We start from the raw sequence: 23,251 nt of genomic DNA on the forward strand, positions 1-23,251 counted from the left end.
AATGGCTCGACACACTTTTTTCTGCATCGACGCCCACACATGCGGAAATCCGGTGCGCCTGGTCGTTGGAGGTGGGCCTCTTTTGCCGAACGTCTCAATGGCGGAGAAGCGTGAAATCTTTCTACGCGATCACGACTGGGTTCGCAGGGCGCTTATGTTCGAACCGCGTGGCCACGATGGAATGTCCGGAGCAATCCTTTATCCCTCGTCCCGCAACGACTGCGACCTCGGGATTCTCTTCATCGAAGTCAGCGGTTGTTTGCCGATGTGTGGCCACGGAGCGATTGGCGCTGTAACGGCTGCGATCGAGGGGGGGTTAGTCGTCCCAAAAAGCAAAGGGAAACTCTCACTTGAAGCACCGGCCGGCAAAATTGAAGTCGAGTATGCCCGAAGTGGTGAACTGGTTGAGCAGGTAAGGCTGTTCAACGTGCCAAGTTATCTGCACGCTCAGGACATCGAACTCGACATTCCGGGCCTGGGATTGATCAAAGTCGACGTCGCCTATGGTGGGAACTATTACGCGGTCATCGAGCCACAGGTGAATTGGCCCGGTCTCGACGGAATGAGCGCGAACGACGTTCTTCGGCTGAGTCCGCTTGTCCGACAGGCTGCAGAAGCGAAACTCGCGCCCGTTCATCCCGAAGATAATCGTATCCGCGGCGTTAGCCATGTTATGTGGACGGACAAGCCGCACCTGGAGCGCGCGCATGGTCGCAATGCGGTCTTCTACGGTGACAAGGCCATCGACCGCTCCCCATGCGGGACGGGTTCCTCGGCCCGTATGGCGCAGTTGGTGGCGCGTGGCCGGATGAACGTTGGAGACACGTTCGTGCACGAGAGCATTATCGGAACCACATTTGAATGTAGGGTCGAGGGAGAAACTCAGGTCGGTGACAAGAAGGCGATCAAGCCCAGCGTGGCCGGTTGGGCACGCGTAATCGGCCACAACACGATTTTTGTTTCGAATATTAACCCGCTTGCGCACGGATTCCAGATCGCATGACCACCGCATGCAGTACAAGCTGGTGCTGTAGGCCGAGGAATCTGCCTCATTTAAACGGACACACAAGTCGCCTTCACAGGAAGTATTATGAGTTCAATCGCTCCTTCGTCAGCGCGGCAAGTTCGGCTAATGGCGCGTACAGGCGTTTTGTCAGGCCCGACGGCCAACCTTGCGTCCGGCTTCGTACAAGCGAATCTTGCAGTTTTACCGCGCGACCTTGCGTATGATTTCCTGTTGTTCTGTCAACGCAATCCAAAGCCGTGTCCTCTCCTAGGAGTGTCAGAGCCGGGCGCAACCTCGATCCCCGACCTCGGAGACGATCTAGACATTCGCACAGACGTACCGCGCTACCGCGTCTGGAAAAAAGGGGTGCTCGTTCAAGAGTTGCAGGACGTGACGGAGATATGGCGCGAAGACTTGGTGACATTTGCGCTCGGCTGTTCCTTCTCTTTTGAAGAAGCTTTGCTGGCGGCCGGCGTGCCGGTTCGACATATTGAAGAGGGACGCAACGTGCCGATGTTCCGCTCGTCAATCGAGACAACACCTTCCGGCGTGTTCTCCGGTCCGCTCGTCGTATCAATGCGACCCATGCTTCCGGAACAGGCAATCAAAGCGGTGCAAATCACTGGACGATTCCCTTCCGTGCACGGCGCTCCAATCCACCTGGGCGATCCGGAGACGATCGGCGTTAACGACCTCGCCACTCCAGATTATGGAGATGCCGTGACGATCCGACCTGGCGAAATTCCTGTTTTCTGGGCTTGTGGAGTAACTCCCCAGGCGGCCATCGTGCGCGCCAGGCCAGACTTCAGCATAACCCATGCACCAGGCCATATGCTCCTGACAGATATATTGAATAATAGACTATCAATATAGGGGTCTGCGCCTCGGAGATCCGGGCACGATCTTGGAAAGAAGCGCGAGCCTGGCATTTTGCGGAGAAAGGCCGGGGTCGTTCAGGGAAGGGTGAGTGCCCTTCTCGTGCGAAATTAATTGGATCCAATCTACAATGTATTGACAGTCATCGGTCCGAGTGCTCAATTCTCATCGCGCACAAAGTCTTGGATTCGAAACCCGCTCAACCGACGATCTCGACAGGATGTCGTGCCGCGGCTCCAGAGCAAAAAAGGAAGAAGTTGGACGCGAGCCGTCTACTTGCTGTTATGGTCAAAACGCCACGCCCAGTCATCGGGATCACGCCCGATATCAACGATACTGCCGAACCTGAAACCGAGTATGTCCTGCGCCGCAACTATGCGGATGCGGTGTACCGCGCCGGCGGAATCCCTCTCATCCTGCCCTACGCTGCAGATGTCGACGGATATCTGGAGAGCGTGGACGGCGTCCTGATCAGCGGCGGCATGTTCGACATCGATCCAGGGCTGTATCACCAGAAAGCGCGAAAGGCGTATGCAACAAAGCCGCCTCGCACTGCTTTTGAAAAAGCGCTGATCGAGAGCGCTCTGGAGCGTCAGATGCCAGTTCTTGGCATCTGCAACGGGATGCAGCTTTTGGCGGTTTGTCTAGGAGGCCAACTGATCCAGGATATCGCTAGCGAACTTGAGGACGCTCTCGAGCATAAGCCGAATCAGGCCGCGACAACCGCGCATCATGAGATCAGTATCGTCGGCCAATCTCGCAACCTCGTTGATCTCGGGGCAAGGCCGTATCGCGTCAACAGCGTGCATCATCAAGCGGTTTTGCCTTCGGAAGCATATCGAACGATAGCTGTCGCTGAGGACAGCGTTATCGAGGCGATCGAATCGAGCGCTGGCGGCTTTGCCATGGGCGTGCAGTGGCATCCCGAATACGGAGTCAGCCCCATCGACGACATGGTCTTGAACGGCTTCATAGCTGCCGCAAAGGGATATTCTTCAAGGAGGAATAAGGGCTCATGACGTCTCAGACACCTGAAGAACGCCTTAAGGCGCTTGGCCTGCGATTGCCGCGAGTTTTCAAGCCAGCAGGCAATCTTCTCGGATACAAGGTTGACCATCGTCAGGTCTATGTGTCGGGGCAGCTGCCCCTCGATGATGGCGAAATCAAGTATCTCGGGAAAGTTGGGCAAGTAGTGTCGCGTGAGGATGCCTACGAAGCTGCGAAGCTTGCTGCGCTTAATGTTTTAGGGCAGTTGTCAATCGCGACCGGCGGGGACCTCTCAAGGGTCGCTGAAATAGTCAAAGTGTCTGGGTTTGTAAATTGCGTGCCGGACTTCATTGACATTCCCTTCGTCGTAAACGGCGCCTCTGATCTCCTTGTTGCGGTGTTTGGGGACGCCGGAACCCACGCACGTTCCGCTATTGGCGCTGTATCACTTCCACGCGGTGTGCCGGTCGAGATAGACATAATTGCCCGCCTCAGGGACGGTGCATGATCGATGAGCGACGTGTTCGTTTTGGGAGCGGGCGTCGTCGGTATGACGACCGCCTATGTCTTGGCTAGTAGAGGTCACAAAGTGACCGTCATCGATGCCGGATCGGCGCCAGCTGAGCGCGGTGCTAGCTTTGGAAATGGCGCGCAACTGAGTTATGCCTTCTCTGACCCATTGGCCTCGCCCTCACTCGTTGCCAACCTGCCGAAGTATCTATTTGGGAGAGATCCGGCTTTCAGGTTGACTCCGACCATGTCGCCGAAATTTTGGGGGTGGAGCCTCAGATTCCTGGCCAACTCGTCCCGGTCCAGTTTTGAGCGAAACACAATCGAAGTGCTCAAACTCGCAATGGAGAGCCGTCGCGCGTTTTCGAATCTATCCGGCAGATTCAATTTCGATCACCGCAGCGCTGGCAAGCTTAACCTCTATTCAAATCACATGGCGCTGCGGAATGCCGAGGCTCTAAGCCAACTAAAAAACAGATACGGAGCCGATCAAAAAATTCTGACGCCCAATGAGGCTATCGAACGGGAACCAGCATTGGCCGGCTATGGCCACGCTTTCGTCGGAGCGTTGTGGTCGCCGATTGATGAAGCCGGTGACTCGTGGCTCTTCTGCCAAAACCTCCACCGCCTGCTGCAATCAGATTACGGGGTAAAGTTCAGGTTCGATACCGAGATCAAGTCCCTGAAGACTCGAGACGGGAAGATCAATGCGATCGTCACCAGCGCAGGCGAGCTAGAATGTGGGCGCGCGGTCATTGCCTTGGGTGTTTGGAGCGCGGCCATAGCCAGGTCGGTTGGCATCAAGCTGCCCATCTGGCCAATGCAGGGCTATTCATTGACAGTTCCTGCAACGAGCATGGCCCCTTCGTCAAGCATCACCGATACGACCCGCAAAGTCGTGTTTTGCAAAATCGGCGACAGGCTGCGGATTGCCGGCCTAGCCGACATCGGTAACAGTCGCACCAACTTCAGAGAGGCTCGTTTCCAAACACTTCTAGAAACAGCCAGAGGAATTTTCCCGGACGCGGGCGACTACAATGCAGACCTCAACGCATGGACGGGCCTTAGGCCCATGACGCCAAACAATCAGCCGATTGTGGGGGCTTGCAAGGTTGCCGGCTTGTTCCTCAACTGCGGACATGGATCGCTAGGGTGGACGCTCTGCATGGCTACCGCTCAGCGACTGGCTGCTGTCATCGACTAAGAATCACTAGAACGAACAGCAAAGGAAGCATCGATGAGTATTTCTGCAAACGAGCTCCACAGCGACGCCGTCATCATCGACGCGGTATGCCCGCTCCTGCATGACCCCGAACGGATCGCCGATTATCAAGCCGGCGGAGTGACTGTAATCGGGCCCACTGTCGGTTCCTTGCAGAACGCTCCAGTCACAGTGCGGATGATCGGGACGTGGCACAAGCTTATTCGAGAGCGTAACGACCTTATGCTCATTCGCACCGCTGCGGATATTCGCAAGGCAAAGGCAACGGGCAAGACCGGGATCATCATGCACTTTCAGGGTCCCGAACCCATTGAAGACAGCCTTGATCTGATCGACTCATACAAAGCGCTCGGCGTCGGAATTATGCAGCTTGCGTATAACGTCAAAAATCGAATCGGAGACGGTTGCGAAGAGCGAACAGATGCCGGTCTTAGCCGCTTCGGATTGCAGGTGATCGAACGTATGAACCAGGTCGGCATGATCGTCGACTGCGCTCATACCGGCGTCAGAACCACAATGGACGCAATCGAGCATTCTTCGGCGCCAGTGATAATCTCTCACGCGAATGCCAAATCCGTTCACCCGTCGCGACGCAACATCTCCGATGATTTGATCAGGGCCATTGCGGGAAACGGCGGTACTATCGGCGCTGTCGGTTTTCCAGGTTTCGTTTCCAGCGACAGCCGGCCGACACTTGATCAATTCATCGATCACATCGCTTACATGAGTGATCTCGTGGGCACGCAGCACATCTCCATTGGTATTGACTACTACACCGGCCAGTTCCCCTATCGCGACGATGCCAGCTCGATGGAGGATTACTGGCGAGCGATAGCCGATGGGATCTGGACTCGCGAAGCCTATCCAGAGCCGCCGCACTACTATCCGGCCGGCATCGAAACACCCAAAGGCATGCCTTCCCTAACCGAACGCCTCCTTCAAAGAGGTTTCACCGAAGAGGATGTCCGCAACATCTATGGGGAGAATTTGATACGCCTCTACAAAACGGTATGGGGCGAATAGCAGTTGGACAGCTTCAATAACGTGCGGCGATTGCCCAGCAATGAATGTTTACTGGGCGAGCTGCGGACATTGTTTGAAATAACACCTGCCCACCGTGGAAAGACGCGCTTAATCGAAGGCTGAAAATGACGCCGGACGCTTCTGAGGTACCCTATTTCTCTCAATGGGAAACGCCGGAAATGACGTTGCCCGTCTACGCCGAAGGGAGCTCGGCGCTAATGCTGGATCCCCTTTGGCGCAATTCCGGCGCCGAGACCGTCGAGGAGTATGCACGCTGGGCCGTCAACGTTTGTGGGATGGCGTGCTTGAAAATGATCCTAGCAGCGCGAGGCGAAATTCACGCAACTCTTTCCCTTGCTCGCGGCTGCACCGAATATGGTGGGTATGTGGCCGATGATACGAAGGACAGTATCAAAGGCCTGATCTATGCACCGTTCGTTGCGTTTGTAAGAGAGCGATTTGGCTTGACCGCGCAGACTTTCGTCAAGGTCGACAGCAAATCCATCCCTGACCTGCTCTCACAATGGCAGTTCTTCATCGCTTCGGTTCACAGCGAAATTCGCTGGCCAAGCCGTATCCCCCCGACCAAAGGAGGGCACTTGGTGCTGGTTACTGCGGCGACGTCAGAAGCGATACGCTTTCACAATCCCTCAGGTCACGACGCCGAGTCCCGAGCGAACGTAGTTTTGCCACTTAGCGAATTCGATCGGTTTTTCGCGAATCGTGGCGTTGGTGTGTGCTGTTTGAATCAAGAGTCTCGCAATGACACGTCTCAAGAATAGCCGGGAGAATGATCTTGTGTAATCCGTTGATCCGCAAGCGAATTCGTGAGCGCGAAGACGGTTCGGCTTGTGCACGGCTCACTCCGGCCGGCGAGGAATTCGCGATCGGCACTCGGCTCATCATCGATGCCTTTCGGCAGTCCAAATCCGCCAAGGCGAGTGGCGCCAGCAAGACTGGGTCTCTCGTACCGGCGGCTGCAAGTCGAGGCATCGGTTGCTTCCGCGTCGATCTCAAAACTCCGTTGTTGCCGGCGTCGAGGTGGTGCTGCTCGAAGTTTTCGATCGGGATTTAGGCGGGGGCGTGCGCGTGCTGACAGGTGAGACCGAGCAACTGACAACAGCGGACTTTACCGCCGAGCTCCATGCACGGCCGTCGATCTATTTCTCGGGACCAGCACTGGTCGAGCATGTTGCTCTGATGCCGTCTCAGCCGCCCGCGAGACAAACAGGTGGCTCGATATCCTTCGGCAAACATGAGACCGAGCGTATCAAGACGCGCGTCGAATATCACACGGAGTTCGTAACGGTCACACGCGTGACGATGCTCGACCACGAGCCGGAAGAATGGCCGAAGTCGACGCTAACCATTTCCGGCATTTTCGAAATGCTGGAACTACCGTCGGCATCCGTTATCGGTCAGGTTAGTATTCTGGTGACGGGGCCTGCCCCGGAACAACTGGGGGATGTCCTGTCCAAATTCGGCTTTGGTGACACCGCCGCTTCAATTATCGGGGCAGGGGCCGGCCAAGTATGTTCGGACTTTCGTGTCCGTTCAAATGGCTGGAGCCATATTCTGCTCTTCAACAGGGACTTGAACGCCTATCGCCTCGGCCGAATGGTCCGCAGGATCTACGAGATAGAGACCTACCGTTCAATGGCCCTGCTCGGCCTGCCACTCGCGCGGCGTCTCGCGCCGCGCCTTGCCGAGTTCGAGGCCCGCCTCGGGGACCTGGCAGACCGCAATCAATCGACGCCGGCGGACCAGCATAAAAGCCTTCTCAACGAAATCTCGGAATTCTCTTCCGCCATTATCACGGCTTCGGCGGAAACCCGCAGCCGCTTTGGCGCGACCGCAGCCTATGCGAAAATCGTCGAGGAACGCATCAGCGAGCTGCGCGAGACGCATGTGCCAGGCTTCCAACGGTTTGGCATCTTCATCACACGGCGCTTCAAACCGGCGGTTCGTACTTGCGAGGCTGCGTCCCATCGACTCAAGCAATTGTCAGCTGCCACCACGCATCTCCTGAATCTGCTCCAAACCCGCATTCAGGTCGAGATCGAGTTCCAGAACGCTTTCCAGATCAAGTCGGTGGCGGAACGGGCGGCGACCCAGGTGAAGATCCAGCGCGCGGTCGAGGGGTTCTCGATCATTGCCATCAGCTATTACCTCATCGGCCTCATCAAAACGCTTTCCGAGGCATGCCAGCACGCCGGATGGGAAGTCAGTCCGCTGCTGATGCTCGGGTCGATCCCGCTCGTATTCGTCGCGGTGACGGCCACGGTGCTTCGCGTGAAGCACGCACTCGCCACCCACGAATAGGCCGACATTCCAATGATGAGAAAAGGAACGCCCATGCCACCGAATGCCCCATACTCCAAAGAGCGTGACAAAATCCTGCAAAACTACGGGTCCATCGGCATCAAAGCGGTGGCGGCCGCATGCAAGAGTTCGGCAGCGGCCCCCTGGCTAAGCCGAGGCCAGATGGTGTTTGACAATGATCGTCCGTGCGAATGGCAAGAGCGCAACCAACCCTACGAAAGTGACTAGCACCCAAACCAACGGGTCAGGAGTACGACATGGACCTCCGCCATCTCCGATATGTCGTGGCCGCGGCTCGGAACGGCAGCTTCAGCGCCGCCGGCAACGAATTGAACGTTGGCCAGCCGATCATCAGCAAGCGCATCCGTGAGCTTGAGGACGAGCTTGGTGTCTTCCTCTTCGACCGCGCGACCTCGGGCGCGCGGCTGACGCCCACCGGTGAAGAGTTCGTCGTCGGGGCCCGGCGCATCCTCGACGCGGCCCAGCGTCTCTCCGAGCGCGCCAAGGCGAGCGGGGCCGGCAAGACCGGACGCCTCGTCATCGGCTTCTACAAGTCCATGTCATCGGGTTGCTTCCGCGCTGCTCTTAAGACCTTCCGGACCAACTTTCCGGGCGTCGAGGTGGAACTGCTGGAGGCCTCCTACGCCGAGCTCAAAGCGGGCGTCATGTCCGGCACGATCGATCTGGCGATCGTGGTCGCGGATACCGGAAGAACCGAGCTTCTCGACTCGCTGCCTCTATGGTCCTCGCAATTGATGGTCGCTCTGCCGGAGGACCATGCCCTCGCCGAGAAGACACCTGTTTACTGGCCGGAACTAAAGGGCGAACGGTTCCTGGTGAGCCATGATGATCCGGGCCCCGACATCCGCAATGTCATTGTTCGCCATCTTGCAGCACCTTCCGATCACCCTGAAATCATCATGCGCCAGCTGAGCCGCGAAAGCATTCTGGCCGAGGTCGCGAGCGGGCAGGGGATCAGCCTGCAGTGCGAAGGTCCCCACATTGTCCCTGAGAGGGGCGTCACCCTACGGCCGGTGCACGATGGCAGTGGCGGCATCCGGCTCGGCTACATCGCCTGCTGGCGCCCAGACAATGCCAACCCCGTCCTCAAGAACTTCTTCGACACTTTTCCGCGCTGATTGATTCTCCGCAGCCCCGGCCGCTGCCTTTGATGGGGGGCCAGGAACGAGACGAGCAAGTATTTTTTCGCGCGTCTACGCCTGGCTACGAAACCCATGATTATCTTGTTGCTGCCCGCATATTTCTGCCTTTCTTGATTGTCCCCGTCGCGATCCGCTCCTCAGCCGATCGCCGGAAGCGGGGACCACATGCCGGGACATCACCATCAGAACCAGGAAGCGATCTCGCGTGGCGCGCGCATGCTGCGCACGGCCTTGGGACCGGCCATTGCACGCCATCTTGAAGACCCAGCGGTGGTCGAGGTCATGCTCAACCCGGACGGCCGACTCTGGATCGACCGGCTGAGGGACGGGCTCGCCGACACCGGTGAAACGCTGCTGGCGGCCGACGGCGAGCGCATCGTTCGCCTCGTCGCCCACCATGTCGGCGCCGAGGTTCATCCCGGGAGCCCGCGTGTCTCCGCGGAGCTGCCGGAGACCGGTGAGCGGTTCGAAGGCCTGCTGCCGCCCGTCGTCGCTGCCGCCACCTTCGCGATCCGCAAACCGGCGGTCGCCGTCTTCACGCTCGCCGACTATGTCGACGCCGGCATCATGACCGAGACCCAGGCCGATGTGCTGCGGCTCGCGGTCGAGCGGCGCAAGAACATCCTCGTTGCCGGCGGCACCTCGACAGGCAAGACGACGCTCACCAATGCGCTTCTCGCGGAAGTCGCGAAGTCTTCCGATCGCGTCGTGCTGATCGAGGATACGCGTGAGCTGCAATGCGCCTCGCCGAACCTCGTGGCACTGCGCACCAAGGACGGCGTCGCCTCGCTTTCCGACCTCGTCAAGTCGTCATTGCGCCTCAGGCCGGACCGGATTCCGATCGGTGAGGTGCGTGGCGCCGAAGCACTCGATCTCCTCAAGGCCTGGGGCACAGGCCACCCGGGCGGCATCGGCACCATCCACGCCAACACCGCGATCGGCGCGCTCCGGCGGCTGGAGCAGCTCGTGCAGGAGGCCGTGATCACCGTGCCGCGGGCACTGATCGCCGACACCATTGACATCATCGCCGTGCTCTCCGGCCGCGGTACGGCCCGCCGGCTCGCCGAAATCGCACTCGTCGACGGGCTCGATCCCGCCACCGGCGATTACCGCACCCTCAATGCTCACCTCCCGACTTACCGACAACCGCTCCCGAAAGGAGAAGAGGAATGACCTTGTCCATTACATCCCTATTTCACCGCTCCCGTCGCCAGCTCACGCGGACGACGGCGTTCGTTTCCGTGTTCGTCCTGACGGCATTGCCGGCACATGCTTCGGGCTCCTCCATGCCGTGGGAAGAGCCGCTCGAAAAGATCCTCGAAAGCATCGAGGGGCCGGTGGCGAAGATCGTCGCCGTGATCATCATCATCGCCACAGGCCTGGCACTTGCCTTCGGCGACACGTCCGGTGGCTTCCGCCGGCTGATCCAGATCGTCTTCGGCCTGTCGATCGCCTTTGCCGCCTCGAGCTTCTTCCTGTCCTTCTTCTCCTTTGGCGGCGGGGCGCTGGTCTGATGACGGCATTTGACTCCGAACAGATCGAGATCCGCGGCTTCTATGCGCCTGTCCGCCGGGCACTGACCGAACAGATCCTGCTTGGCGGTGCGCCGCGCAGCGTTGCGATCGTCAACGGCACGCTAGCCGGTGCCGTTGGCCTGGGCCTTCGCCTTTGGCTCGCAGGTCTTGCCATCTGGGCGATCGGCCATTTCGCAGCCGTCTGGGCAGCTCGCCGTGACGCGCAATTCGTCGATGTCGGCCGCCGGCACCTGCGCTATCCCGCGCATATCGGCGTGTGAGGTCTGGCCATGTTGAACCTCGCCGAATACCGGAAGAAGAATGCCTCTCTTGCCGATTTCCTGCCCTGGGCGGCGCTGATCGCCCGCGGTGTCATCCTCAACAAGGACGGCTCGTTCCAGCGCACCGCGCGGTTCCGCGGGCCGGATCTCGACAGCGCCACCCCGGCCGAGCTGGTTGCCGTCACCGCGCGGCTCAACAATGCGCTGCGACGCCTCGGTTCGGGCTGGGCCGCCTTCGTGGAAGCCCAGCGCAATCCTGCCAACGATTATCCCGACAGCCTGTTTGGAGATGCGGCATCGGCACTGGTCGATGTCGAACGGCGTGAACAGTTCGAAGGTGAGGCCGAGCAGGGATCGCTTCAGGGGAGCGATCGCCGGCCGAACGGCCTCCTGTTCGAGAGCAGCTATTTCCTGACTTTCGTCTGGCTGCCGCCGGCGGAAGAGGCCTCCCGCATGGAGCGCTGGCTCTATGAGGGCCGCGAGCAGTCTGGCGTCAACCCTCACGAGCTTCTCAAGGGTTTCGTCGATCGCACCGACCGGGTGCTGCACCTCTTCGAAGGCTTCGTTCCAGAAGCCGAATGGCTCAATGATGCGGAGACGCTCACTTATCTGCATTCGACCACCTCGGTGACGCGCCAGCGCGTCCGCGTCCCGGAAACCCCGATGCATCTCGATGCGCTTCTCGCCGTTGAGCCGCTGGCCGGTGGGCTGGAGCCGCGGCTCGGCGACGTGCATCTGCGCACGCTGACGGTGATCGGCTTTCCGACCGTCACCTTTCCCGGCATCCTCGACGATCTCAACCGGCTTGCCTTCTCCTATCGCTGGTCGACCCGGGCGATCATGCTCGACAAGACCGACGCGACGCGCCTCGTCACCAAGATCCGGCGGCATTGGTTCGCCAAGCGCAAGTCGATCGCCGCCATCCTGAAAGAGGTGCTGACCAACGAGCAATCGGTGCTGGTCGATTCCGATGCCGCCAACAAGGCGAACGAGGCCGATGCCGCTTTGCAGGACCTGGGCTCCGACCAGATCGGCGAAGCCTATGTCACCGCCACCGTCACCGTCTGGGATGCCGATCCGCGGATCGCCGAAGAGAAGCTGCGGCTGGTCGAGAAGATCATCCAATCCCATGACTTCACCTGCATCGCGGAGAGCGTCAATGCGATCGAGGCCTGGCTCGGCAGCCTTCCCGGCCATGTCTATGCCAATGTCCGCCAGCCGCCGATCTCGACGCTGAACCTCGCCCACATGATCCCGATCTCGGCGGTCTGGGCCGGACCGGATCGCGACGAGCATCTCGATGCACCGCCGCTCTTCTATGCCCGGACCGAAGGTTCGACACCTTTCCGCTTTTCGCTGCATGTCGGCGACGTCGGCCACACCATGGTGGTCGGCCCGACTGGCGCCGGCAAGTCGGTGCTTTTGGCGCTGATGGCGCTGCAGTTCCGGCGCTACGATCGCTCCCAGGTCTTCGCCTTCGATTTCGGCGGGTCGATCCGTGCGGCTACGCTTGCCATGGGCGGCGACTGGCAGGATCTCGGCGGTGCCATCTCGGATGCAACCTCATTCCTCAATATGGTGGCGCTGCAGCCGCTGGCCGGGATCCATGACACGCCGGAGCGCGCCTGGGCCGCCGACTGGCTGGTGGACATCCTCACCCGCGAAGGCGTCGAAATCACGCCCGAGGTCAAGGAGCATCTCTGGACGGCTCTGACATCGCTTGCCTCGGCGCCGGTGGCGGAGCGCACCATCACCGGCCTGACAGTGCTTCTGCAGTCAACGGCGCTCAAGCAGGCGCTGCGGCCCTACTGCATCGGCGGCGCTCACGGCCGTCTGCTCGATGCGGAGATGGAATGGCTGGGAGACGCCTCCGTCCAGGCCTTCGAGACCGAGGGCTTGATCGGCACCGGGGCGGCGCCCGCCGTGCTTGCCTATCTCTTCCACCGGATCGAGGCTCGCTTTGACGGCCGACCATCGCTGCTCATCATCGACGAGGGCTGGCGAGCGCTGGACGACGGCGGCTTTGCCCAGAAGATCAAGGAATGGCTGAAGACGCTGCGCAAGAAGAATGTCAGCGTCGTCTTCTCCTCGCAATCGCTTGCCGACATCGAGGCCTCGCCGATCGCGCCGGTACTGATTGAAAGCTGCCCGACCCGGATCTTCCTCGCCAACGAGCGTGCTGTCGAGCCGCAGATCACCGACGTTTACCGGCAGTTCGGTCTCAACGATCGGCAGATCGAGATCGTCGCGCGCGCCACGCCGAAGCGCGATTATTACTGCCAGTCCCGGCGCGGCAATCGACTGTTCGAACTGAGCTTAGGCGAGGTGGCGCTCGCGCTCTGCGCTTCCTCGGACAAGGCCGCTCATGCGGCGATGAACGCTCTCGTCGAAGAGGGCGAGCGCCCCCGCTTTCTCGAAGCCTGGCTTTCGGCCCGCGGCCTTCGCTGGGCCGCCGATCTCACTCCCGTTCTCACCAACATTGCCGAGCCGCCCACCGGGGCCGGCAGCCATGCCCTTCATCCCACATCACCCAAAGAGGAGGTCCTCCCATGAGCCATTCCGTTTCCCGCTCCCGCCCTGCCGGCAGCGCGTTCGCTCTCGCACTTGGCGCCACCGCGCTGTTGCCGATTGCCGCCGTCACACTCGCGCCGCAGCCGGCCCATGCGCTGATCGTCTTCGATCCGAAGAACTATACGGAAAACCTGCTCTCCGCCGCCCGGGCGCTCGAGCAGATCAACAACCAGATCACCTCGCTTCAGAACGAAGCGCAGATGCTGATCAACCAGGCCCGCAATCTCACCAGCCTGCCGACATCGCTGCTCTCTCAGATCGAGAGCAACTTCTCCGAGATGCAGAGCTTGCTCGATCAGGCCGAGCAGCTTGCCTACGATGTCCAGAACATCGACCAGCAGTTCAGCGCGACCTACGAGACCTTCGCCGCCGGCAAGAGCAACGGTGAGCTGGTGACTGCGGCGCGCGAGCGCTGGCAGCAGTCGGTCTCGGCCTTCGAGGATTCGCTGAAGACCGGCGCCGTTGCCGTGAGCGGCATCGCCAGCACCCAGGCGCAGACCTCGACGCTTGTGACCGCCAGCCAGTCGGCTGTCGGCGTGCTGCAGGCCGCCCAGGCCGGCAACCAACTGCTCGCGGTACAGGCAAAGCAGATGTCGGATCTGACCGCCATGCTCGCCGCCCAGGGGCGGGCCGAAGCGCTCGAGAAAGCGCGCGAGGCCGCAGCTGAGGCACAGGCGCGCGAGCAGTTCAGCCGCTTCATGACCGGTACGGCCTATAGCCCGTCCAGCGTCCGCATGTTCCACGATTGAGGAGCAAGGGACCGATGGACCTCAAGATCGCCGCCCGGATGACCGCTGTCATTGCCATTGGAGCAGGACTGACCGCGACGCTCATGGCAATGAGCCAGCGACAGGGACCGGAAGAGACCCCCGTCTTCCGGTCCCTCGATCCGGGCGGCGTGCCCGAGAATGAGGCGCGCAGGGAGCTGATCCGCTGCCGGGACCTTAGTGCCGAGGCGCTGAAGGACAAGGCCTGCCTGAAGGTCTGGCTGGAAAGCCGCCGACGCTTCCTGAAACCCTCGCAGTCCGGCCAGCCGGCAGCACCAGGCGCCGGCGCCGATCAGTCGGTGAAGCCATGAACTCCGGCATCATCGATCGCTTCCTGGAGACCTTCACCTCCTACATCGATTCCGGCTTCGGCCTGCTCGGCAGCGAGGTCGCGTTCCTGTCCTCGACGCTGATAACGATCGATATCGTGCTGGCCGGTCTCTTCTGGGCCTGGGGCGCGGATGAGGATGTCATCCAGCGCCTCGTCAAGAAGACGCTCTATATCGGCTTCTTCGCCTACATCGTCGGCAACTTCAACAGCCTTGCCCGGATCATCTTCGAAAGCTTCTCCGGCCTCGGTCTGAAGGCTGCCGGATCCTCGCTCTCCAGCACCGAACTGCTGCAGCCCGGCCGCGTTGCCCAGGTCGGCATCGACGCCGGCAATCCGATCCTTGAGGCCGCCGGCGACCTGATGGGCTATGTCAGCTTCTTCGAGAACTTCGTGCAGATCTTCGTGCTGATGACCGCCTGGGCGATCGTGCTCGTCGCCTTCTTCATCCTGGCGATCCAGATCTTCATCACCCTGATCGAGTTCAAGCTGACGACGCTCGCCGGCTTTGTGCTGATCCCCTTCGCCTTCTTCAACAAGACCGCCTTTCTCGCCGAAAAGGTGCTCGGCAACATCGTCGCCTCCGGCGTGAAGATCCTGGTGCTCGCCGTCATCGTCGGCATTGGCTCGGGACTGTTCAGCGAGTTCACCGCCGGCTTTTCCGAGCAGCCGACCATCTCGGAAGCGCTGTCGCTCGTGCTCGGCGCGCTTGCGCTGATGGGCCTCTCGATCTTCGGTCCCGGTATTGCGACGGGCCTCGTCTCCGGAGCGCCGCAGCTTGGAGCAGGTGCCGCCGTCGGAACGGGTCTTGCGGCCGCTGGTCTCGGCGCTGCCGGCTATGTCGGAGCGCGAGCCGGTGTGGGTGCTGCGGCCAGCACGATCGGTGGCGCGATGCGGGGAGGGGCGGCGGCCGCCGGCGGCGCCAGCACCGCCTATGGGCTTGCAAGTGCGTCGACCGATGCGGGCAGCGCCGGGCGCGCCGCGGCGGGTATCGCCGGCATGGCCAAGGCCGGCGCCGGCTTTGTCATGAGCAAGGCAAAGGAAGCCGCCGGTCGGTCCAACGAGACGCTGCGCGCCAGCTACGGTGCAGGGCAGGCGGCTGGCTGGAAGGCGACGGGCGGCGGCAATGATGTCGGTGTTGCTCCGTCAGGAACTGCCGGTGAGTCCGCGGGTGGAGATGCCCAATCCTCTTCGCCGCCGCCCTGGGCAGAGCGCATGCAGCGCAAGCAGGCTTTCCAGCACGGCGTCAGCACCGCCGCCCATTCCGTCCGCTCCGGCGATCACGGCGGTGGCTCGATGTCTGTTTCCCTCAATCAGGATGACCGCAGATGAATCCCTTCAAACGCGCCTCCGTGCGCTATGCCCGAACGCCAGAACCGGAAACCCCTTACCAGAAGGCCGCCCAGGCTTGGGATGAACGGATCGGCTCCGCCCGCGTGCAGGCTCGGAACTGGCGGCTGATGGCCTTCGGCTCGCTCATTCTTGCTGGTGGCTTTGCCGCCGCGCTGATCTGGCAATCGACGCAAGGCACCGTGGTGCCCTGGGTGGTGCAGATCGACAAACTCGGCGAGGCCCAGGCGATTGCGCCGGCCGCCGCCGACTACCGGCCGACCGATCCGCAGATCGCCTGGCATCTCGGCCGCTTCATCGAAAACGTCCGCGCGATCCCGGCCGACGCGGTGATCGTCCGTCAGAACTGGCTTCGCGCCTATGAGTTCACCACCGATCGTGGCGCCGTGGCGCTCAACGACTATGCCCGTGCCAACGATCCGTTCACCAAGGTCGGCAAGATACAGGTCGCCGTCGACGTGTCATCCGTCATCCGCGCCTCGCCCGAGAGTTTTCGCGTCGCCTGGAGCGAGCGCCGCTACGAAAACGGGCAACTTTCATCCACCGAGCGCTGGACCGCCATCCTCACCGTCGTGATCGAACAGCCGCGCACGCCCGACAAGCTGCGCGCCAATCCGCTCGGGGTCTTTGTCAACGCCATCAACTGGTCGAAGGAGCTTTCGCAATGAAGGGGGCAACAGGAACATCGATGAACAGGATCAGCGGCGCCGTGCTGGTAACGGCGCTGCTGGCAGCGACGGCGCTCGCCGGCTGCGCAAAGAAGTACATTCCGCCGGAGATTGACTATGACGATGCGGCACCCGCCGTGAAGCTCGCCGATCCGGTCGGGCCGGTGAAGGTCGTCGAACTGCCGAAACCGCTGCCGCTGCCCGGCCAATTGAAGCCGCTCGAGGAAGGCAAGAAGAAGCAGGACAATCCTGATCCGAAGGCGCGGATTGCCGCCGCCAATGAGGCGGCGCGCATGCAGCCAGTCCGTGACGGCTTCATCAATGCCGTACAGGTCTATCCCTTCGCCATCGGCGCGCTCTATCAGGTCTATGCCGCGCCGGGGCAGGTGACCGACATCGCGCTGCAGCCGGGCGAGCAGCTGGTCGGCGCCGGTCCCGTCGCCGCCGGCGACACGGTGCGCTGGATCATCGGCGACACCGAGAGCGGAACGGGCACTGGAAAGCAGGTGCACATCCTGGTGAAGCCAACGCGATCCGATCTCCAGACCAATCTCGTGATCAACACCAATCTGCGCACCTATCATCTCGAACTGCGCTCGACCGAAAAGACCTATATGGCCTCGGTCTCCTGGCAGTACCCGGCCGACCAGCTGATCGCGCTTCGGCGCCAGAACACCCGCGCGGCCGAAACCCAGGCTGTGGCGAGCGGCGTCGATCTCCAGAGCCTCAATTTCCGCTACCGGATCGAGGGCGACAGTGCCCCCTGGCGGCCGCTGCGCGCCTTCGACGATGGTGCCAAGGTCTATATCGAATTCCCCTCCGGCATCGCCCAGGGCGAAATGCCGCCGCTCTTCGTCATCGGGCCATCCGGCAATTCCGAACTCGTGAACTATCGCGCCCGGCAGAACTACTATGTCGTCGACCGGTTGTTCGCGGCGGCAGAACTCCGGTTGGGAGACAAGGACAGCCAGCGCCGCGTGCGCATCGTCCGAACCGACGGCCGCCGCCTCGGAAACCGCACGGCACTGTTCTCGTCGGAGAGAAACCGATGACGGGTCCCTCCGATCTCAAGGCGGAGTTCCGGCTGAGGCCGGAGCCGCCACGCGTCACCCGGCTGTCACGCAAGGTGCTGATCGGTCTCGGTGGCGTCTCGGGGCTCGCCATCGCCGCGGCTCTGTTCTTCGCGCTCGACACCAACAGGCGACAGGGCGAGGCACCGTCCGAACTCTACAACACCGAAAACCGCACGCCCGCCGACGGTCTCGCCAACCTACCGAAGGATTACACCGGCATCCCGAAACTCGGGCCGGCGCTTCCTGGCGACCTCGGCAAGCCGATCCTGAAAGCGCAGGAGGAGGGCAAGCCGGTCGTCGTGCCTTCGATTCAGACGCCGCGCGCCGATCCCGAAGAGCAGCGCCGTCTCGCCGAAATCGAGGCGGCACGCGTCGCCAAGCTCTTTACCGACAGCCGCGGCGAGCGCAACGACACCAACCAGCCGATCACCACGCGAACGAGCACGGCCGATCCGAATGCCGCGTTGACACAGCCCGATACTGTCCCGCCCTTCGATGCCGGCGCGGCGCAGAACATGCAGGACCGCAAGCTCGCCTTCGTAAATGCCGAGGCCGACCGGCGTACCGTCAGTCCGGATCGCGTCGAGGAGAAGGCCTCGCCCTATGTCCTGCAAGCTGGGTCCGTGATCGCCGCCGCCCTCATCACTGGCATCAAGTCCGATCTGCCCGGCTCGATCACCGCGCAAGTGACGGAAAACGTCTATGACAGCCCGACCGGCGCGCATCTCCTCATCCCGCAGGGCGCGCGGCTCATTGGCCAGTATGACAGCCAGGTCGCCTTCGGGCAGTCGCGCGTGCTGCTCGTCTGGAACCGCGTCGTCATGCCGGACGGCACCTCTATCGTGCTCGAGCGCCTGCAGGGCACCGATCCGCAAGGCTTCTCCGGGCTTGAGGACGAGGTCGACTACCACTGGGGCCAGCTGTTCAAGGCGGCTGCACTTTCGACGCTGCTCGGCGTCGGCACGCAGATCGGCAGCGACGACGAGGAGAGCGAGATCGCCCAGGCGATACGGGAGAGCGCGCAAGGAACGGCCTCGAATGTTGGCCAACAGATCGTCAGCCGGCAGCTGAACATCCAGCCGACGCTCACCATCCGCCCAGGTTTCCCGGTTCGCGTGATCGTCAACAGGGATCTTGTCATGCAGGCCTATGGTGCCACGAAGGAGCCGACATGACCAAGCTCAAGATTTCCGCCATTCCGGACGACAAGCCAGTGAAGGTCACCGTCGAGCTGCCGGCGGCGGTGTTTCGGGACTTGCAGGCCTATGCGGCGATTCTTGCGCGCGACAGTGGTGAGCCATCACCACCCGATGCAGCGAAGCTGATCGTGCCGATGCTGATTAGGTTCATGGAGACGGATAGGGGATTTGTGAAGGCGAGGCGAGCGCCTCTACCGGATGAGCGTCGCCGGACATGAAGGACTGCAGCATGGGCCTTAGGCGCCGACATGCACACCGCTTACTGATCCTTGCGTGCCGCCCACTGAGTGTGTTCGCGCGAAAACGCATTCTCGGAATCGCCCACAAAAATCGAGAATTTTTCGTTGGTATCAGGCAAGTGCGCCCTTTCCCTAATCAAGCTGATTTCATGAGCGGCAAGCGTGTATGAGGCAGCCAATTCCGAGAAGCGGCGTGCCTGCATCCAACCAAGCAAACTCGCCGCAGTCGCGACAATGACGTCAGTGGGCCAGAAGGGGCTGGTTAGATAATTGAACCGCAAGACGCCGAAAAGCACCGCCAACGAGTTGGTTGCTATCAAAAGCAAGAAAAGCTGGCTTGCTCGGTTTCTGTTGAATGCGGCCTTTTTCGTATACCAGGAGAGTTGATCCTCAATTCGCAATTTTGCGTAAGTCGAGCGTCTTGCGCTCAAGGGCTTGGACCGCATCTGCCGCATCCCGTCGGTGATCTGCACATCATTAAGATGATCGGTGAGGCGACTGCTCGCGTCCTTATTCTGTTCAAAAATCGACTTCAGCGCATTACGGAACTCCGCGTCCGCGAGAGCATCGGATTCGTGGAAGGGTTCCGCCTTCGAGACATAGCGCCACGTTATGGTTTTGACCGATTCTGCGAGCGCGCGCCCCCCGTACCAATATCTGTCGGGCCGAGCCGCTGATAAATAGATCGAGCAGCCCAAAGCGATCAGCAGGATCATGAGCTGCGCTAATGCCAGCGAAAAGGTTGACGTTCCCACGACCGACAACACGGCGGCTGCAACAAGGGCGATCAAATGAACGCCTAAGGTGGCGAGAAAAATCTTCTGCGATCGCTTCGATAAGTTATCCGATGAACGAAACAGGGCGGGAAAATCTTGGTCTGTCACAGAAGTTATCTACCTACAGATGCGACGCTAGCTCTGAACCGCACAGGTTCGTATCATTTCAACTCGTCGGACAATTTGCCCCACGGAACGGCCTTGATATTGTAGTCCGAGATCCATTTTGGTGGCTGGGCGGGTAGCTTGCCCTTGGGATACACCGCAACAACTTTCTTGTTCAATTCAATACTCTTTTGCACTTCCCAATGAACCCACTGGCTGAGTGCAGTGCTCTCCGAGAGATAAACCACCGTGATTGAAGAGCGGGCGATGCGTTCTGCGATCTTCTGCTTGATGTAAGACGCCCGATCGCTGTCGTACGGCTCGCGCACTGAGTGATCGTTGAATTCGATATCGCTGTTTTCATTCTTCGCGTGCGCGCGGAGCAGGTTTACCTCGTTCATATCCTCGGTGGCAAAGCTGATAAAGACGTTCCGTTTGCCGCCCTGCAGGGCGGCTTTTGCTTTCTCCTCCAGGGATCGGATATCGCCGAGTCTGCTCCAGCTGCCACTGCTGCCTCCACCCATATCAGACCTCCTCGACGTTGAATTCGTTGCAGGCAATGCAGTGGCCGCAGGGCGTCTCTTGCCCCAAGTGGCACGAATAGGTTGATTCGACGCCCTTCTGCTTAGCCAGAGCGATCACCTCATCCTTGTGGAAGTCTGCCAGCGGAGCCAAGACCTTTATTGAGCGACCCATGATCCGGCTGATGAGGGCTTCGGCTTCCTGAAGGAACGCCGAAGTTTGGTCGGGGAAAAGACTCGTTTCCTCGTGCAGAAGGCCAATAGATATTGCATCGGCTCCCACCTGATATGCATGAGCGGCAGCGACTAGAAGAAACAACATGTTGCGGCCAGGCGTGAATGCGTCTTCCAGGACACGGAGGCTCGGATCGGTCAACCCGGATCGAATGAGCACGCCATAACCCGAGAGATCCGCGACTGTGAGTTCCAGGCCCAACTTCCGCATCGCACCTTCGCAAGCGGCCAGTTCGCGATCCAATGCTCGCTGGCCATAATTCACGAAAATCGGATGTATTTTGACGCCTTCTTCAATCGCCAAGTATGCAATCAAGGTTGAGTCCAAGCCGCCCGAAACCAATGCAACGACGCTCATGCTGCAATCTCCTTTCGGGCGCCCTTGAAGACTCGCATCACGATCCATATGGCCCAGTCCAACAATCCTACCGCTGCTCCAAGGCGCTCGGCATAGGAGCGCAAATCGCTTTCGTACCTTCCATATGCGGACAGGCCCGAAATGTGGTTTGCAGGTCCGCTGTAGAGCCCCATCTCCTTCATAAAATCCAGCACATGCCGATCCAGAACAGCTAAACTGTAGGTGACCCCACTGTTGCGAAGGAACATACTGGCCTGCTTGGGGCCGAGGCCCGGCGCATTATTGACCAACCAAGACCGAAGGGCGACTGGATCGGTGTCGCCGTCAAGGAGGTTTCGTAAGGATCCGGAGGCAGCACAGACGGCCCGTTTCGTCGATGAAAGTTGGCGAGCCCTGGATGCGGGGAATCGATAATTTCTCAGCGACCCTCCGACCGCCAACGGGGTTTTGAGAACTGTCGTAAGTTCATGGGTCAAATCGCCATCGAAGCTCAGGTGAAGAAGTCCCTGACGATCAATAGCCTCTGCAGCAGCCACCGCGACAGCGTATGGAACCTGGCTGCTCAGAACGCAGCACGATAGCTCGCGCCAAAGCGACCTTTCGCAAAGATCTCCAGCTGTAGCGTATGCTCGCCCCTCGATCTCAGGATAGATCGCCACGACGGCGCGCTCCAGATCTTGCCCTGCCTCTCTCATGCGAAAAGCCCCGGAACTGCTTCCCTGATTTGCTTCGTGCTTGCCCGACCCATCATTCCCACCAAAAATGCTTCCATGCGCCTCTCATGCGCTGCCTGAGCGAGATCAGCCGCGAACTCTCGATAATAGTCCAGGTTATGAAAAGCCACCCGTCCTGCATAGGCGACCTTATCATCGCTCAATGCGGAAACGGTGACTGGCGAGTCGGCAAGGCTTGCTTGAAAGGCAAAAAAATCGAAATGTTGGTAATGGTTCAAGCGGTGGGTATCGCGGTCGATGACCATCCTGCACCATTCCAGGCCATCGAAGCTGTCAGCGCCGGCCGCGGTCAAAATCGCGATACTCCAGGGGTTACCGGTGCCAAGTATATGAAGTGGCAGATAGGAAGGTAGCTTGTCGAGTTCCTGTCGGATGCGTTGGACAGTTTTGGCTCGTTCAATTATGCCGGAGCCCAGTTCCCGTTCCGCCACGGCTACGAGCGGCGCGGAAGTCTGGCTCGCGACCTCTTTGACGACGTAAGGGAGGCTCTGGACGTCATAGCCGCTCAACCTTTTTCTGGGCGCGTGAACAATTGGCAATACATGTTTTGACGCTGCTCTGTCGCGCTCGAGCGCAGCCACGATTTCCCGGACCGCAACATCAGGCTTGAGAGATGGTTTCATGACATCGAAACAATATGCCCAATCGTGCGGGATGCCTTTCATCGCTTCCACAAACAGATCGGGGGTCCAGCTGCTGTCTTCGCGGCGGGTCGCCTCGTAGTTTCCCGAGTCCACCAGAACGAATCCCCCATTCCGGCGAATTTGCCGCAGTTCCGCGATGATGCCTTTCGGCCGTCGCCCAGGCAGCAGGTCATAAGCGGAAATCAGTATCGTCGGTGCCCCAAACACCCTCAGTGCCTTGACAGCTTCCAGGGGCACGAGTTGCGTTTCGTGTGAAGAGACTGAAAGAAAAACAGTCGGTAGAGACAACCGGAGCGAAGGAGCGGTTTGCGGCCTCACTGGTGGAACGCGCCGAGCCACCTTTGTGGCAATCTTTCGAACCAACTGCCGGAAGGCTGCGTGAGTGTTCGCCCCGTCCCAAGCTGTGAAGTTGACCGTGCTCAAGCCGCCGTAGGGATACGGTAAGCTTGAACCATCAAGGCGCACCGGAATGATAGGAATGCCAAGTTCATCGGCAATGCGGACTTCGTCGCGAACTAGGGCACTCTTGCAGGCATCGGACGACCAAACCACAACTGCACACTTGGACTGCGGAAGCTCTTTTTCGATCTCAAAGGCAAAGTTGCCAACGAGTTGGTCATCCCACCAGACGTCCCAATGCTCTTCAAGAAGTTCGACGATGACACTTGTCTTGTCATTATCTTCACTGGAATGGATGACATAGACATCCGCCATTTCGCGACTCTCTCCCCCGACTCCCTGCAAGGTATAGATTTGCCGCTGAAGCTCAACTTGAAACTG

General features: G+C 60.2%; 25 protein-coding genes. 20 read left to right on the forward strand and 5 right to left on the reverse strand.

What is annotated here, in order from left to right; genetic code table 11:
• The first annotated feature begins 1 nt into the window (after position 1).
• From ATB98_RS19110 to ATB98_RS19205, 20 genes are all read left to right on the forward strand, one after another.
• On the forward strand, positions 2-1,003 hold the full coding sequence (locus tag ATB98_RS19110) for a 4-hydroxyproline epimerase (protein WP_066876287.1): 1,002 nt from the start codon (positions 2-4) through the stop codon (positions 1,001-1,003).
• Between the two features lie 87 nt (positions 1,004-1,090).
• Positions 1,091-1,879, forward strand: coding sequence for a putative hydro-lyase (locus ATB98_RS19115; RefSeq protein WP_066876289.1), 789 nt, complete (start codon positions 1,091-1,093; stop codon positions 1,877-1,879).
• 260 nt (positions 1,880-2,139) lie between these two features.
• Positions 2,140-2,901 (forward strand): gamma-glutamyl-gamma-aminobutyrate hydrolase family protein, encoded by a 762-nt coding sequence (locus ATB98_RS19120; RefSeq protein WP_234781949.1) that lies wholly within the window; start codon positions 2,140-2,142, stop codon positions 2,899-2,901.
• Positions 2,898-3,377: a RidA family protein gene (locus tag ATB98_RS19125; protein WP_066876293.1), complete on the forward strand. Its 480-nt coding sequence runs from the start codon at positions 2,898-2,900 to the stop codon at positions 3,375-3,377. The genes ATB98_RS19120 and ATB98_RS19125 overlap by 4 nt, the downstream gene beginning before the upstream one ends.
• A 3-nt stretch (positions 3,378-3,380) precedes the next feature.
• Positions 3,381-4,583, forward strand: a complete 1,203-nt coding sequence (locus tag ATB98_RS19130; protein ID WP_084435592.1) for a D-amino acid dehydrogenase — start codon at positions 3,381-3,383, stop codon at positions 4,581-4,583.
• A gap of 33 nt (positions 4,584-4,616) precedes the next feature.
• A complete protein-coding gene (locus ATB98_RS19135; RefSeq protein WP_084435594.1) occupies positions 4,617-5,624 on the forward strand; it encodes a dipeptidase in 1,008 nt (335 codons plus the stop codon).
• 125 nt (positions 5,625-5,749) lie between these two features.
• Entirely contained in the window at positions 5,750-6,406 is a 657-nt protein-coding gene (locus ATB98_RS19140; protein ID WP_066876295.1) for a C39 family peptidase, read from the forward strand.
• 301 nt (positions 6,407-6,707) lie between these two features.
• On the forward strand, positions 6,708-7,946 hold the full coding sequence (locus tag ATB98_RS19145) for a DUF3422 domain-containing protein (RefSeq protein WP_066876399.1): 1,239 nt from the start codon (positions 6,708-6,710) through the stop codon (positions 7,944-7,946).
• A gap of 257 nt (positions 7,947-8,203) precedes the next feature.
• The gene (locus tag ATB98_RS19150) at positions 8,204-9,085 is read left to right on the forward strand and encodes a LysR family transcriptional regulator (protein WP_066876297.1); all 882 of its coding nucleotides are present in this window, start codon (positions 8,204-8,206) and stop codon (positions 9,083-9,085) included.
• A 189-nt stretch (positions 9,086-9,274) separates the two neighbouring features.
• Positions 9,275-10,282 carry a P-type conjugative transfer ATPase TrbB gene (trbB, locus tag ATB98_RS19155; protein ID WP_066876299.1) on the forward strand — a complete coding sequence of 336 codons (1,008 nt, stop codon included), beginning with the start codon at positions 9,275-9,277 and terminating at the stop codon, positions 10,280-10,282.
• The gene (locus tag ATB98_RS19160) at positions 10,279-10,623 is read left to right on the forward strand and encodes a TrbC/VirB2 family protein (RefSeq protein ID WP_066876301.1); all 345 of its coding nucleotides are present in this window, start codon (positions 10,279-10,281) and stop codon (positions 10,621-10,623) included. Before trbB ends, ATB98_RS19160 begins: the two co-directional genes overlap by 4 nt.
• Positions 10,623-10,904 (forward strand): VirB3 family type IV secretion system protein, encoded by a 282-nt coding sequence (locus ATB98_RS19165; protein WP_066876303.1) that lies wholly within the window; start codon positions 10,623-10,625, stop codon positions 10,902-10,904. Before ATB98_RS19160 ends, ATB98_RS19165 begins: the two co-directional genes overlap by 1 nt.
• A 9-nt stretch (positions 10,905-10,913) precedes the next feature.
• Positions 10,914-13,457, forward strand: coding sequence for a conjugal transfer protein TrbE (gene trbE, locus ATB98_RS19170; protein WP_066876305.1), 2,544 nt, complete (start codon positions 10,914-10,916; stop codon positions 13,455-13,457).
• Complete coding sequence (gene trbJ / locus ATB98_RS19175; protein WP_066876306.1) at positions 13,454-14,224, forward strand: P-type conjugative transfer protein TrbJ; 771 nt, start codon at positions 13,454-13,456, stop codon at positions 14,222-14,224. Before trbE ends, trbJ begins: the two co-directional genes overlap by 4 nt.
• A gap of 14 nt (positions 14,225-14,238) precedes the next feature.
• On the forward strand, positions 14,239-14,553 hold the full coding sequence (gene trbK-alt / locus ATB98_RS19180; RefSeq protein ID WP_066876308.1) for a putative entry exclusion protein TrbK-alt: 315 nt from the start codon (positions 14,239-14,241) through the stop codon (positions 14,551-14,553).
• Positions 14,550-15,902 (forward strand): P-type conjugative transfer protein TrbL, encoded by a 1,353-nt coding sequence (trbL, locus tag ATB98_RS19185; protein WP_066876310.1) that lies wholly within the window; start codon positions 14,550-14,552, stop codon positions 15,900-15,902. The genes trbK-alt and trbL overlap by 4 nt, the downstream gene beginning before the upstream one ends.
• Positions 15,899-16,588 carry a conjugal transfer protein TrbF gene (gene trbF, locus ATB98_RS19190; RefSeq protein ID WP_066876311.1) on the forward strand — a complete coding sequence of 230 codons (690 nt, stop codon included), beginning with the start codon at positions 15,899-15,901 and terminating at the stop codon, positions 16,586-16,588. Before trbL ends, trbF begins: the two co-directional genes overlap by 4 nt.
• Positions 16,589-16,608: 20 nt before the next feature.
• The gene (gene trbG / locus ATB98_RS19195) at positions 16,609-17,640 is read left to right on the forward strand and encodes a P-type conjugative transfer protein TrbG (RefSeq protein WP_174551910.1); all 1,032 of its coding nucleotides are present in this window, start codon (positions 16,609-16,611) and stop codon (positions 17,638-17,640) included.
• Positions 17,637-18,836 carry a TrbI/VirB10 family protein gene (locus tag ATB98_RS19200; RefSeq protein ID WP_066876316.1) on the forward strand — a complete coding sequence of 400 codons (1,200 nt, stop codon included), beginning with the start codon at positions 17,637-17,639 and terminating at the stop codon, positions 18,834-18,836. Before trbG ends, ATB98_RS19200 begins: the two co-directional genes overlap by 4 nt.
• Positions 18,833-19,078, forward strand: coding sequence for a DUF2274 domain-containing protein (locus ATB98_RS19205; protein ID WP_066876318.1), 246 nt, complete (start codon positions 18,833-18,835; stop codon positions 19,076-19,078). Before ATB98_RS19200 ends, ATB98_RS19205 begins: the two co-directional genes overlap by 4 nt.
• 41 nt (positions 19,079-19,119) lie before the next feature.
• Here the strand turns inward: ATB98_RS19205 and ATB98_RS19210 are convergent, their stop codons facing one another.
• From ATB98_RS19210 to ATB98_RS19230, 5 genes are read right to left on the reverse strand one after another with little or no spacing between them, the layout of a single operon-like run.
• Positions 19,120-19,983, reverse strand: a complete 864-nt coding sequence (locus ATB98_RS19210; RefSeq protein WP_066876321.1) for a DUF4231 domain-containing protein — start codon at positions 19,981-19,983, stop codon at positions 19,120-19,122.
• 53 nt (positions 19,984-20,036) lie between these two features.
• Positions 20,037-20,504, reverse strand: coding sequence for a TIR domain-containing protein (locus ATB98_RS19215; protein WP_018236231.1), 468 nt, complete (start codon positions 20,502-20,504; stop codon positions 20,037-20,039).
• Between the two features lies 1 nt (position 20,505).
• Positions 20,506-21,093: a 7-cyano-7-deazaguanine synthase gene (locus tag ATB98_RS19220; protein ID WP_066876323.1), complete on the reverse strand. Its 588-nt coding sequence runs from the start codon at positions 21,091-21,093 to the stop codon at positions 20,506-20,508.
• On the reverse strand, positions 21,090-21,788 hold the full coding sequence (locus tag ATB98_RS30560) for an 8-oxoguanine DNA glycosylase (RefSeq protein ID WP_066876325.1): 699 nt from the start codon (positions 21,786-21,788) through the stop codon (positions 21,090-21,092). The genes ATB98_RS19220 and ATB98_RS30560 overlap by 4 nt, the downstream gene beginning before the upstream one ends.
• Complete coding sequence (locus ATB98_RS19230) at positions 21,785-23,185, reverse strand: toll/interleukin-1 receptor domain-containing protein (RefSeq protein WP_066876327.1); 1,401 nt, start codon at positions 23,183-23,185, stop codon at positions 21,785-21,787. The genes ATB98_RS30560 and ATB98_RS19230 overlap by 4 nt, the downstream gene beginning before the upstream one ends.
• Positions 23,186-23,251: the final 66 nt, after the last annotated feature.

This window comes from Sinorhizobium saheli, assembly GCF_001651875.1.
In the GTDB taxonomy this organism is placed as follows: domain Bacteria; phylum Pseudomonadota; class Alphaproteobacteria; order Rhizobiales; family Rhizobiaceae; genus Sinorhizobium; species Sinorhizobium saheli.

Excerpts from the sequence above, each read along its gene's own strand:
- ATB98_RS19110 (WP_066876287.1), top strand. The coding sequence starts at position 2 with ATGGCTCGACACACTTTTTTCTGCATCGACGCCCACACATGCGGAAAT.
- ATB98_RS19115 (WP_066876289.1), top strand. The coding sequence starts at position 1,091 with ATGAGTTCAATCGCTCCTTCGTCAGCGCGGCAAGTTCGGCTAATGGCG.
- ATB98_RS19125 (WP_066876293.1), top strand. The coding sequence starts at position 2,898 with ATGACGTCTCAGACACCTGAAGAACGCCTTAAGGCGCTTGGCCTGCGA.
- ATB98_RS19130 (WP_084435592.1), top strand. The coding sequence starts at position 3,381 with ATGAGCGACGTGTTCGTTTTGGGAGCGGGCGTCGTCGGTATGACGACC.
- ATB98_RS19135 (WP_084435594.1), top strand. The coding sequence starts at position 4,617 with ATGAGTATTTCTGCAAACGAGCTCCACAGCGACGCCGTCATCATCGAC.
- ATB98_RS19140 (WP_066876295.1), top strand. The coding sequence starts at position 5,750 with ATGACGCCGGACGCTTCTGAGGTACCCTATTTCTCTCAATGGGAAACG.
- ATB98_RS19150 (WP_066876297.1), top strand. The coding sequence starts at position 8,204 with ATGGACCTCCGCCATCTCCGATATGTCGTGGCCGCGGCTCGGAACGGC.
- trbB (WP_066876299.1), top strand. The coding sequence starts at position 9,275 with ATGCCGGGACATCACCATCAGAACCAGGAAGCGATCTCGCGTGGCGCG.
- ATB98_RS19160 (WP_066876301.1), top strand. The coding sequence starts at position 10,279 with ATGACCTTGTCCATTACATCCCTATTTCACCGCTCCCGTCGCCAGCTC.
- ATB98_RS19165 (WP_066876303.1), top strand. The coding sequence starts at position 10,623 with ATGACGGCATTTGACTCCGAACAGATCGAGATCCGCGGCTTCTATGCG.
- trbE (WP_066876305.1), top strand. The coding sequence starts at position 10,914 with ATGTTGAACCTCGCCGAATACCGGAAGAAGAATGCCTCTCTTGCCGAT.
- trbJ (WP_066876306.1), top strand. The coding sequence starts at position 13,454 with ATGAGCCATTCCGTTTCCCGCTCCCGCCCTGCCGGCAGCGCGTTCGCT.
- trbK-alt (WP_066876308.1), top strand. The coding sequence starts at position 14,239 with ATGGACCTCAAGATCGCCGCCCGGATGACCGCTGTCATTGCCATTGGA.
- trbL (WP_066876310.1), top strand. The coding sequence starts at position 14,550 with ATGAACTCCGGCATCATCGATCGCTTCCTGGAGACCTTCACCTCCTAC.
- trbF (WP_066876311.1), top strand. The coding sequence starts at position 15,899 with ATGAATCCCTTCAAACGCGCCTCCGTGCGCTATGCCCGAACGCCAGAA.
- trbG (WP_174551910.1), top strand. The coding sequence starts at position 16,609 with ATGAACAGGATCAGCGGCGCCGTGCTGGTAACGGCGCTGCTGGCAGCG.
- ATB98_RS19200 (WP_066876316.1), top strand. The coding sequence starts at position 17,637 with ATGACGGGTCCCTCCGATCTCAAGGCGGAGTTCCGGCTGAGGCCGGAG.
- ATB98_RS19205 (WP_066876318.1), top strand. The coding sequence starts at position 18,833 with ATGACCAAGCTCAAGATTTCCGCCATTCCGGACGACAAGCCAGTGAAG.
- ATB98_RS19215 (WP_018236231.1), bottom strand. The coding sequence starts at position 20,504 with ATGGGTGGAGGCAGCAGTGGCAGCTGGAGCAGACTCGGCGATATCCGA.
- ATB98_RS19220 (WP_066876323.1), bottom strand. The coding sequence starts at position 21,093 with ATGAGCGTCGTTGCATTGGTTTCGGGCGGCTTGGACTCAACCTTGATT.
- ATB98_RS30560 (WP_066876325.1), bottom strand. The coding sequence starts at position 21,788 with ATGAGAGAGGCAGGGCAAGATCTGGAGCGCGCCGTCGTGGCGATCTAT.
- ATB98_RS19230 (WP_066876327.1), bottom strand. The coding sequence starts at position 23,185 with ATGGCGGATGTCTATGTCATCCATTCCAGTGAAGATAATGACAAGACA.